The sequence below is a fragment of the Winogradskyella sp. genome, assembly GCF_016744625.1.
GTDB lineage: Bacteria > Bacteroidota > Bacteroidia > Flavobacteriales > Flavobacteriaceae > Winogradskyella.
Genome location: NZ_JADGDZ010000007.1, coordinates 1 through 11,954, shown reverse-complemented (window position 1 = coordinate 11,954; position 11,954 = coordinate 1). Strand labels below are relative to the sequence as shown.

The following is an 11,954-nucleotide window of genomic DNA, read 5'->3' as shown; positions in this document are numbered from 1 at the left end:
TATGAATTGGAACGACGCACTAAAAGTTTACGATACTATTACAGAAGCCTGTAACGGTTTTGAGCGTAAAGGCAAAACCATGATTTACACCTCATCTAATAGTTATATGTTTACGTTACTCAATAAGGATGCAGAAATTGGTATTCGTTTACCAAAAGATGAGGCTGCACTATTTATGAAAAAACATAATACAGGTTTTTACTATTCTCATGGTGCAAAAATGAAGGATTATGTTTTAGTACCAGAATCGCTTTGGAATGATAAAAATTTAATGGTTAGCTATTTTGAGCAAAGTTTTGCTTTTGTTAATAGTTTGCCTTCTAAATGAAGTGGATTTAATAACCCTTAACCCATCCAAAGAAGGGAACCTTATATTTATTTTTATCAATTATTACAAAACACTAAACTGATGGACACCAGATTCTGATATATTGCCTTCAGCATCTTTGGTAACAACATTCCAATAATAAATAGTACCAGATACAACTGAAACCGTTTGTTGGTTCACAGAAATATCATTTGCAATTATACTTGGATCGTTATTGGTTCCAAAATACACATCGTAAGCTACAATATCATCATCTACATCACTTCCACTCCATTGCAAATTTACAGAAGTGTTTGTAGCAGGAATTGTTTGCGCCATACTAGGTGCAAGTATCTCAGCAGGAAAAGGTGCATAAGTTTGCACTCCTGAACCAGCATTATAAAAATTCCAAATAGCACTTTCTTGAGGTTGCTCTTGAAAATTATAATTTACAAACCATCTAAATGCTTGTGCGCGTTCTATTGTTACTGAAAATATAAAATCTACTGTTTCATATTCTGTAATAGTACCTGTCTCTAAATTTTCTATGGTTAATGTATAGATTTCAGCATTATCGTTAGGCATCCATTCAAAGAAAACGGTGCTTTCTGTTGGTGTTAAGTCTGTACCTTCATTACATAATTCGTCCTGATAAGGAAAAACCAATTGTACTCCAGTAAGTGGATCTTCTCCGCTTCCAACATCATCATTATTTCCTGGATTTTGATCTCTAGTATCGCTACAACCAGAAACAAGAAGGACTAAAGACACTATGTATGCTATCTTTTTCATGTATTTTTATTTATTGTTTTTAAATCTGTCACATGCTGTTCGCTATTAATCATTCCCTTGAGTGATAAAACTTTGAACATGCTCGTTTCATGTGTTTATTCTTTTATAATCTTATATGTCGATGTTATAGCCTTTGATTGTACTCTGATAAGGTACATTCCACTTGCTAAGGCACTTGTATCAACTTTCATATCTCCGCCTTGATTAACATAAGTTTCCGCTAAAACTAATTTTCCAAACATGGAATACATAGTAATGCTAACTTCTTCTCCTATTTTTCCGTCGTAAATAGTAATGAGATTGTTAAAAGGGTTTGGATATACAAGGAAATTATCTGTCATTATTATTTGCTCTTCATAAATCCCTTGACATTCTAAATCAGTTTTCACTTTTAGGTTATTAGTCCCTGATTTAAGTTGGAACGTAAATGTCGAACTGTGAGTGGTAAATAACTCTCCATTAAATTCAATATAATATATTGTACCACCAGACATATCTAAGGAAATTTCATTACTTGATGATAGTCTGCTCGCAAAAACTGTTAATGGATCTGGTTGTGTAATCACAATGGTATAGCAAATTTCGTAATCTGGCCATTCTTCGATGGTGATGCACATTTCATACGTGTCTGCCAACAGATTGAATATATCAACATCGTTTGTAAAATTGTAGTCTTGAGAAAAAACGGCACCTGTTCCTTCTAGAATATTCTGACCAGTTACTGTCGCTGTATAGTTATAAAGTTCTTGAGTTACTATAGTTACTTTACCGTTGTTACTATTTAAACAGGTTTCACCTGTTATAGACACTGTAAAATTATCATTTGGTAAATCGGGATAAGCACAGCCAGACAAATCTACTGCAGCTCCGAATGGTGTGTTTGGACAAAGATCGTCTTCATTTGGTACTCCATCATTATCTGCATCTTCACAAATTGTTTGATAACTAGCTGATTCATCTTTAAACCAATTATCATAAGTGCCATCTGTATTTTCGATGACTGTCAAAGGGTTATCAACCAAAATACATCCTAAATCTGGGTTACTCGTTGCATTAAATATGAGTAAATTTTCATTATTACCATTTTGCAGATTCAACTGATCGGCAATTAATAGATTAGACTGGCAAAACAATGTTGTTAAATTAGGGTTTTGAGTCACATCTAAACTACTCAAATGGTTAGATGCACAGTTTAAATCTTCTAAGTTTATCAATCCATTGACATTTAAATTTGTAATTCCATTGATTGAAACATCTAAATCTTCGAGGTTTATATTAGTGTCTGCATTTAACTGAGTTAAGTTATTATTAGAAACATCTAAGTCCGTTAAATCTGTAAGTAATGAAATATCTATGTCTGAAAGTGAATTATCGGAAGCATCTAGACTCATTAAGGAAACATTATTACTTAAATCTATCGTAGTGATGTTATTCTCTTCAAAATTTAAGTTTGTTAAACTTATAAAATCCTCAATACCTGTTAAATCTGAAATTTCTCGTCCGCTTATGTTTAAGAAATTTATATCTTCAATAGCTGCGGTAATTACATAGTCGTCTAAAGGACCAGAATCATATCCTAAATCGATTAGAGCTTGTTCAAAATTATCATCTGGAACATAGGTTTCACCGAAAAAACAGTTGATGGCGAATTGCGCTGTTGCATCAATTATCCATGTCGCTCCAGCTGGTACTGTTCCATTATCAGTTTCAATACATCCCAAATCTGGATTATTAATTGCATTGAGATTTGTTAGAATTGCGTTTTGTCCATTTTTAATATTCAGCGTTTCTAATAAATTAGATTCACAACTTATACCAGTTAACTCTTGATTTTGTTGAAAATCTAGCTCAACGATGTCATTATTATCACAATTAAAAATTTGTAAAGACAAGACGTCGCTTGGCATAAAAGCTGTAAATGAATTATCGCTAATATTTAAATCGGTAAGACTTATATTTGCACTTAAATCGAGATTACTTATTGTACTACTAGAACAATTAAGTGTTGTTAAATCTGTATTATTTGAAACCTCTAAATCAGTTAATATATTGTTCGAACAATCAAGATTTAACAAGTTTGTATTTGAACTTAAATCGAGTTCAGTTATTGTATTATTTGAGCAATTCAAGTTTTCTAGTACAGCAAAGTCTTCAATACCTGTTAAGTCAGCAATAGCATTTCCGCTAACGTTTAAACTTATAAGCGCTTCAATATTTGCGGTTAACACATAATTGTTTAAAGGACCTGAATCAAACCCAAAATCGATTAAAGCTTGTTCAAAATTATCGTCTGGCACATAAGTTTCTCCAAAATTGCAATCTTCATTGTATGCTGTAGCTTCATCTTTAATCCAAATTGCTCCAATAGTGTTTACATCATCAACTTGAATACATTCTAAATTTGGATTTCCTGTAGAATTGAAATTGACAATCTCAGTATTTAGACCATTTTGAATATTTACAAAACTGAAAAGATTATTTGAAATATTTATAGAAATTAGTTCTGGGCAAAACTCTACTTGATTTGGTTGAAAAGCACATGCAGAAATCGCCATTGTCGTTAAATCTATATCTCCTTCGATCTGATTGTTGCTTGCATTAAATGTTTTTAATGTTCCTAAATTGTTGGATAGCGTTACACTCGTTATCATATTCGAGCTGAAATTAGCTTCAATTAAATTAGCATTATTACTTAAATCTAATTCTGTTAATTGATTGTTTGAACATGATAAAAATTCGAGAAGCGGATTCGTATTTACCTCTAATTGGATGATGATATTAAAACCGCAATTCAAGTTTTCTAAAACCGTATTTGCAGACACATCTAATTGAGACAGATTGTTTTGAGAGACTCTAACTTCAACTAAATCTGAATTATTTAATAGATTAATATCTGAAATCTGATTAAGAGAAATCGATAGGAAACTTAAAGCTGTATTGTTTGTAACATTTAATTGGGTTAATTCATTGGATCCACAGCTCAATGTGATTAATCCTTGATAATTATTAACCAACAAACTCGCTAGGTTATTATTAGCACAGCTTAAACGCGTTAATGTTGTATTATTTACTCCTGTAGTAGTTAAATCATTAAGTTCATTACTATCACAATTTACATCTTCTAAACTCGTATTACCACTTATATCTAAATTCGTTAAATCATTATTAGAACAATTTAGAATTCTCAAAAATGTATTGGTGTTTATATTTAGAACTGATAAATTATTGTCGGCACAATCCAATACTTCTAGATTGGTGTTTTGAGATGCATCTAGATTATTTAAATTATTACCAGCACAATACAGTTCTCTTAAACTTACTGTTCCTGTAGTATTAAGCAAACCATTAGCATCGTTAATATCATTTGTGAGCAAATAATTAGAACTACAGTTTAAACGCTCTAAATAGACTAGTTCACTAACATCTAATGCATCTAAAAAGTTGCCACTACAATCTAATTCTATAAGCGACTTAAAATCTTGAATCCCAGTTAGATCTGAAATACTTTCATCACTAACTTCTAAACTAAGAATATGTTCGATATTCGATGTTAGTACTTGACCGTTTATAACATCATCATAGTCTAAGTCAATTAAAACTTGTTCAAAAAAAGTATCAGGTATTGCTGTAAATCGATCATTCGCACAATCTCCATTATAGGCTGTGAAAGCATCTTTTTGCCAAGCACCAGGAATAGTTCCGACAATAGCATCATCTACATTGATACAGAAAAGCGTTGAATTGTTAGTGGTAATAAAAACGGTTAACAAATTATTGTTTCCATTTTCAATATTGAGAGTTAATAAGGCATTCATATTACAAAGTACAGACGTTAAATCCGTATTTGCTGTAAGGTCTAAATCTTCAATTTGATTGTCTGAACACTCTAAATTTATTAAATCTGTATTAGCCTCTAAATTTAAAACTGACAAATCATTGTCTGAACAATTCAAATCCTGTAAAGCTACAAAGTCTTGGATTCCTGTTAAGTCTGAAATGGCAAGTCCAGATACATTTAATGTCTGTAGCATAGCTATATCTATAGTCGCAACAAAATTATTTAGTGTGTTGTCCGTATCAATGCCTTGATCGATTAAAGCTTGCTCAAAATTATCATCTGGAACATAAGTACCACATGCTAAATTATAGGTAGCTGAAGCATCTTTTTGCCAACCAGCAGCTGCATCCGAAAAGGCAGCATCATCCACTTGAATACAGAATAAACTTACGTTATTTATGACACTAAACGTGGTAATTAAAGTATTAGTTCCATTGTTAAGGTTTAACGAAAACAAGTTGTTATCGTTGCACAACAAACTTACTAATGCAGTATTGGTAGTAAGATTTAAACTTTCAATTTGATTAAATGAGCAATCTAAATCACTTAATAATACATTATCACTCACGTTTAAAGTTGTCAATGCATTGTTAGAGCAATTGAGTGTTGTTAATGCCGTATTATTACTTAAATCTATCGTACTAATTGAGTTACTCGCGCAATATAAAGTTGTTAAATCCGCGTTTACACTTAAATCTAAAGTCAACAAATCATTATTAGTGACATCTAATTGTTGTAATTCTGTATTATTTGAAAGGTCTATAATTTCAAGGGTATTTGTACTACAATCTAAAATTTCTAAGGCTAAGAAATCTTCAATTCCGATTAAACTCGATATGGACGCATTAGAGATATTCAAATCTGTAATCGCATTTATATTTGCGGTTAACACTAAATTATCTAAAGTGTCATCTAAACTTAAATCAATTAAGGCCTGTTCAAAATTATCGTCTGGAACGTATGTATAAATATCTTCACAAATGTTTTCGCTATAATAGGTCCAATCATCTTTTATCCAACCAGATGGTGTAAAACCACTATCAATTTGAATACAGAATAAATCAGGGTTTTCAGTTGAGTTTATTGTAGTAAGTAAATCATTGTAGCCATTAGCTACAACTAAAGAGATTAACAGATTTCTAGACACATTAATATTAGCAGCACCTTGACATACCGTTAATGGATCTGTTTGTGGATCTGGACATACTATTGTATTTATGGTACTTAAATCTAAAGTAGTTAATGCATTGTTAGACGCATCTAGATTTTTCAAAACTGTATTGGCTAATAAGTTTAAGGTATTAATCTGATTTGAAGAACAAAATAAACTTTCCAAATTCGAATTGTTGCTCACTACCAACTCACCAGCAATTCTATTACTTGAAATACTTAGTATAAAAAGATCTGTGTTGTTAGAAACATCAATTGCAGCAAGCTGATTACCTGAAGCTGTTAGGCTCATTAAAACTGAATTATTTGAAACATCTAAACTTTGAATTTGATTATCTGAACAGTTTAATGTCTCTAAGTTTATGTTACTATTAATTGATAGCGCATTTAAAAAATTAGAACCGCACAATAATGAAATTAGACTCGTATTACTTGAAACATCTATGTTTGATAAGCTATTATTACTACAAATTAAGGTTTCTAAAGCTAGAAAATCAGCAATTCCTGAGAGGTTTGAAATTCCTAAACCATCAACATTAAGTGATATTACTGTATTAATTCTATTGGTTAAAACCAAACCATTATTGGCAATACCATCTCCCATACTGGTTGCGTCACCAATAGCAACTAGCGCTCCGTCTTCAGCGTGAGTTTCAAGATAATCTTCAAAAATTGCATCTGGAATAGAAGTCGTTTGCGCATCTAAAAAGAACACAGCAAATAACATGACTAAAAAAGAAATTAGCACATTTTTTTTCATAATACTGATAGTTATAAAACTTTAGATGGGTTTAATTTTTAGATTTTAAGCTGATGTCTTTATGGTAATGCAATTGCTTATCTAATTTAGTTATAACCCTTTCCATTATTTGATTCTTAAACTTTGGATCAGTCTTCATTTTTTTCCAAAAAACATGATTTTCTATATCAATGCCTTGGGCATACATCTGCTCCTGAGCCATTATTAATGCCTTTTCAATATCTTCTCTAGTAATTTCAAAATAAATGATCTCTCCTCTTGGAGTATCTAGAATTTCAAACTTTCTGTCATCGTACGCAATTGTATTTGAATTTTCGTCTTCGTGAGATGTACTATTTAATTGTGTAACCTGAGCCGTAGTTATATTAGCAGAGAGCATTTCGTATATCTTAGTTATCTCATTTTTTAAGCTATTAATTTCTATATCTTGTTGTTTTACTTTGTCTTCTAACTGTACTAATATTGGATTGTTATCATTTTTATTTAAACCAACAGCTACATTTATCATATTAAAACTAGCTAGGCCTTCAAAGTTTTCCCATGCGATTCCTACAATTTGTTTCACATTAGATGTATTAATTTCTGAAGGAGATATAGCTATACCAATACCATCATTTTTACCACTAGGAATGATATAGTCTCCAACTTTCACTTTGCCAAAAACTTTAACTGGTACTTGTCCCATAAAAGCCACTTTTTCATAATCTTGTTCTTTGCTTTTTGGCATATTACCCAAAACAATTGGTTTATAAGAAATAACCATCACTCTCTCAGCATTTAAAGTATTCTTAGATATTTTTCCACCTCTAACTCCAATAATATCTCCATAAGTCATACGCTCGTTCACATCATTTCTCAATAAGTATTCGGCATAATCACCAGCTCCAGACGCATAAGTAACTCCTTGAAGTGATTCTTTATTAGAGTTATACAAATCTTTATTATCATTTGCACGATCTATGGCAAATGCAGCTGCAATTGCCTGAGCTGCTGAAGAAAGCATTTCTAATGCAGAAAAAATGATATCTGCTGGACCTGGAGTTACAATACAAGCGCCAAAACCAGCACATGGCCTGTAATCTGAAGCCGCTTTTATAACCTGAGCAGCAGCAATAATTTCATCTGCTAGTGCAGAACCATAATCTATCCAAGCATCAAAAATGTCATAATCTAATGAGCTTTGATCAAACTCCCAATCAGCATTAAATTGAAACTCATTAGGGTTTTCTCCTTCTATTCTTCCCCAAGGTGCCGCTCGCATTTCATCATAAAAGGTTATAAAATTTGTACTATTACTTCTATTACCATTAACTTCTATAGCCAAACCATTGTTACCTCCTTCAATTAAAAGTGGATGATTCCCTTTTAGTGCATTACCTGAATCTACATCTGGTAAATTGGACATTATTTTTACTTGGTTGCCTAATCCATCAATAACTGTAGTTCCGTTTAGGTTTGTACTTTGGTTAACTACAAGTGCTTCTGCTGTTAAATCTCCAAAACTAGCCTGCCCATTCACTGTCAAATCACCTAATGTTGTTAAACCTATCACATCTAGAGTTCCATTTAACGCACTATTACCATTAACTGTTAAGTTACCTGATAGAAGCGACGGACTTCCGTTGTTTACATTAAATGCAGCATTTAAATTTGTTTCTTCATCAACGTTTAAAGTTCCTGTAAGGTTTGTCGGATTGCCATTGTTTACATCTAAAGTGCTGTTTAAGTTGGTTGGTCCTTCAACTTGCAATTCACCATTTAGAAATGTTCTATCATCTACAGTTAATGTGCCTGTAGCAGTAATATTTCTATGATATGCATAAGGCAAAAAGGTCAGTCTTTCTCTGCTCATTTCAATAAAGCTACTTCCTGCTTCAAAGTCAATTTCTACTTTTAAATCCTTAGGTGTACCATCCCAATTCATTTCTTTAAAATAATCATGATCACCATCTCCAATTAAAAGATTTATACGACCAAAATCATCTGTTTCAGTAATCTGCACTTCCTGAAATTCTAATTGATTACTACTATCGTATATCGTAAATCGAATAGCAATTGTGGTATTTGGTAAATAATTTCCAGGTGAATCTACTCCAGGTAATTCCAAATCATCTGGAGTAATAATTACGGCTTGATATGTAATACCATCTGTTTGTGCAAAAACTTGCAACATAAAACAAACAAAGAATACTAAGGTTATCACTTTTTTCATAGTTGGTGTTTTTATAATTATTCGTTCTTTTTTAAATCTTAATCAATTTTGTATTAAAGTGTTTTTTACCTGACAGCACTTTTAAAAAGTAAGTTCCGCTAGAGATATCTTTTATTCTCAATTCAACTTGTTGTGCTGGTAAAAACTCTTGAGCATGAATTACCTTTGTATTAACATCATACATTAATACAGAAATATCTTTTCGCATCACACTACTAAACGTAATGATTACTGAATGCTTAAAAGGGTTTGGGTGTACTTTTGCATTTAGATTATAATTAAACTCTGTAATGAAATTTATGTTAGTTGAAGGTTGTTGATAGCCTTGTCTTAAAACATAACCACTATTAGAATACGTACCAATAACACTAGACTGGCCAATGCTTTGACTGATCTTATAAGTTCCATTTGAAGTCAATACAGATTGAGATGAGCCACTGCTCCCTAAATTAGATCTAACAATACGATACCCTGAATTTTCTTGTGCCTGAAATTCTTGCACAAAACAAAACAGTACTAGCGTAAATAGAAATGTCTTTATATAATTCTTTCGTTTATTCATCTTATTTAAATCATTCATTATTCGAAATTTATAATTAAATCTTTATTAATAATAGAGATTAGTTTAATGTCCACCTTTTGTCTACTAATACCATTTACCAATTGAAATTACCGTAATAAAATGCGCTTTTTCCTTTCTATTTTAATTTCAAATAATAACTGGTATAAAACCTAAAATCTGTAATAATCACAGTTACACCTTGGCAGATTTATTATAAAACCTAAACCAAATTGATGTGCATTCAATTTTAATGTTTCTCCTACATCAGGAGTACTAAGTAATACTGATTTCCCATAAGTATAGCCAGCAAAAATTGCTGTATTCCTAGACAATGGGTATTGCATCTCTATTCCACCTCTGAAGAAAAAAATGTAATTATTAAATTCTTCTTCACCAACTAGGTCAAAGACATCATTATTTATGGTTTGATTTCCTCGTATTAAAAACTCCGAAGCCATTGAAACATTTCCTAAAAATGAAAGATCTCCTAGTTCTATTATTTTTATTCCTAATCCTGCTTTTATACCTAAGTAACTTACATCCCATTCAAAATAGTTATCAATACTAGCTTCACTACCTATTGCTCCATAATTGGTGTAGGATGCCCCAAGTGATACAAACAATGTGTTGCTTCGATTTACACTTTGCCTATAACCCATTCCGTAATATGATTTTGATTTAGACAATAAATTATCAAGTGGTCTTCCTTGAGAATTTTCATAATCAAAAGACGAGATTGTTGTTCCTAACTCAAAGTAGAGTTGTTGGCTAAAACATGAAAAACTCATGAGAAGTACAACTATTAGGATGATGTAATTTTTAGACATGAAACCAGTTTTGTTGAAACAATATTAGAGAAAATAAAGCCTGATTTTACGTAAATAGTGGCATGTCCACCTTTTGTCCACCATAAAAAGATGCGACGTTTTAATTTTTTATTGATATTTATTATAGGTAGACAACATTGTTTTACACCTACTTAAGAAATTGATTTTCAGCGATTTAAAATTAAATAATAAATAGCATTATCTTAGATAACCTAACAACCAGAAACTATGAGTATCGCAAAAGCTTCCACTAATGTCCCTTTTACTATAAAAATTACAGTTGTCCACACAAAGGTGGACAAATTGCTTTCCTCATTAATTTTAATTTTCATGTTATGTTTTTATGGTGGACATAGCCAAAATCAAAAACGAGTTGACAGTTTATTACAAGTTGTTACAAAACAAACCGATACTACACAAATAATAACTTATGCAATGCTTTGGGCAGAATATCTGTATGTAGATTCATTGGCTTCAAAACCCTATTTAGATAGTACTGTAGCTTTAGCGAAACGGCTAAAAAATAAAAAGTTTATTGCCAGGACAACAAACTACTTAGGTGTTTATCATAACATGACTTCTCAATATGAAAAATCGGTAGAAATTTATGACGATGTTATAAAAATGTACACAGAACTCGATGATATGGAGCAAGTGTCTTATGCACTGAATAATAAGGCGAATTCATTAAGTAGTTTGGGACGCTTTAAGGAATGTTTAGAAGTACATATGCAGAGTTTAAAACTAAAAGAGAACATTGGAGACACGGAAGAAAGCATTGCAGCAAGCCATTGGAATATTGGCAACATACAAGGCGATATTGGTAATTATGACATCTCTAATGAATATTACAACAAAGCCAAAGTCGTTTTTAAAAAATTGAATTTACAAGATGATTTGGCTGCCATTAATGTGAATTTGGCTCTTAACTTAAAAGGTCAGAAAGAATATGAAGAAGCTAAGTTTTTATTGTTCGAGGCTGTTCCATATTATAAAGAGAAAAATTACAATAATGATTTAGCTGGTGCTTATGATAATATAGGTTGGATTTATGCCCAACAAGATAGTTTGCTACTAGCAGAAGACTACTATAATAAAGCTTTGGAAATTAGCAAGCAGTATGGTGAAACCTCACTGATTGGCTTAAATCACCGTCATTTGGGAGAACTTTATAATTTAAAGGGTGAATACAGAAAAGCACTTAGACATATGAAAGATGCTTTGCAAATCGCTGAAGAAACTGGCACTCGTAAAAAGAAGATTGGTGATCTTCTTGAGATGTCTAAATCGTATGCAGGATTAGGTCGTTACAAAAAAGCATATGAATATCATACAGATTATCACAAACTTCATGATGAAATATTAAGTGAAGAAAATATTAAACGTATGAACGAGCTAGAAGTGCAATACCAAACCGAAAAGAAGGAGCAAGAACTCATCATCAAACAAAATGAAATTAAACTACTCGAAGAACGCAAACAAAAAG

The 11,954-nt window shown here is 31.7% G+C and carries 7 protein-coding genes; 2 read left to right on the top strand and 5 right to left on the bottom strand.

What is annotated here, in order from left to right; all coding sequences use genetic code 11:
• The first annotated feature begins 1 nt into the window (after position 1).
• Positions 2–328: a hypothetical protein gene (locus QZZ53_RS02860; protein WP_296381262.1), complete on the top strand. Its 327-nt coding sequence runs from the start codon at positions 2–4 to the stop codon at positions 326–328.
• 63 nt (positions 329–391) lie between these two features.
• Here the strand turns inward: QZZ53_RS02860 and QZZ53_RS02855 are convergent, their stop codons facing one another.
• The 5 genes from QZZ53_RS02855 to QZZ53_RS02835 all read right to left on the bottom strand — a co-directional run bounded on the left by QZZ53_RS02855 (position 392) and on the right by QZZ53_RS02835 (position 10,468).
• Complete coding sequence (locus QZZ53_RS02855; protein ID WP_296381260.1) at positions 392–1,099, bottom strand: hypothetical protein; 708 nt, start codon at positions 1,097–1,099, stop codon at positions 392–394.
• Positions 1,100–1,194: 95 nt separating this feature from the next.
• Positions 1,195–6,867, bottom strand: coding sequence for a T9SS type A sorting domain-containing protein (locus QZZ53_RS02850; RefSeq protein WP_296381257.1), 5,673 nt, complete (start codon positions 6,865–6,867; stop codon positions 1,195–1,197).
• A gap of 31 nt (positions 6,868–6,898) precedes the next feature.
• The gene (locus QZZ53_RS02845) at positions 6,899–9,079 is read right to left on the bottom strand and encodes a hypothetical protein (protein ID WP_296381256.1); all 2,181 of its coding nucleotides are present in this window, start codon (positions 9,077–9,079) and stop codon (positions 6,899–6,901) included.
• A gap of 31 nt (positions 9,080–9,110) precedes the next feature.
• Positions 9,111–9,659 carry a T9SS type A sorting domain-containing protein gene (locus tag QZZ53_RS02840; protein WP_296381254.1) on the bottom strand — a complete coding sequence of 183 codons (549 nt, stop codon included), beginning with the start codon at positions 9,657–9,659 and terminating at the stop codon, positions 9,111–9,113.
• 152 nt (positions 9,660–9,811) lie between these two features.
• The gene (locus tag QZZ53_RS02835; protein ID WP_296381251.1) at positions 9,812–10,468 is read right to left on the bottom strand and encodes an outer membrane beta-barrel protein; all 657 of its coding nucleotides are present in this window, start codon (positions 10,466–10,468) and stop codon (positions 9,812–9,814) included.
• Between the two features lie 228 nt (positions 10,469–10,696).
• On the opposite strand from QZZ53_RS02835, the gene QZZ53_RS02830 reads away from it, so the two are divergent.
• Positions 10,697–11,954: tetratricopeptide repeat protein (locus QZZ53_RS02830; protein WP_296381248.1), on the top strand; the 1,258-nt coding region annotated here is incomplete at its 3' end.

Excerpts from the sequence above, each read along its gene's own strand:
- QZZ53_RS02860 (WP_296381262.1), top strand. The coding sequence starts at position 2 with ATGAATTGGAACGACGCACTAAAAGTTTACGATACTATTACAGAAGCC.
- QZZ53_RS02855 (WP_296381260.1), bottom strand. The coding sequence starts at position 1,099 with ATGAAAAAGATAGCATACATAGTGTCTTTAGTCCTTCTTGTTTCTGGT.
- QZZ53_RS02850 (WP_296381257.1), bottom strand. The coding sequence starts at position 6,867 with ATGAAAAAAAATGTGCTAATTTCTTTTTTAGTCATGTTATTTGCTGTG.
- QZZ53_RS02845 (WP_296381256.1), bottom strand. The coding sequence starts at position 9,079 with ATGAAAAAAGTGATAACCTTAGTATTCTTTGTTTGTTTTATGTTGCAA.
- QZZ53_RS02840 (WP_296381254.1), bottom strand. The coding sequence starts at position 9,659 with ATGAATGATTTAAATAAGATGAATAAACGAAAGAATTATATAAAGACA.
- QZZ53_RS02835 (WP_296381251.1), bottom strand. The coding sequence starts at position 10,468 with ATGTCTAAAAATTACATCATCCTAATAGTTGTACTTCTCATGAGTTTT.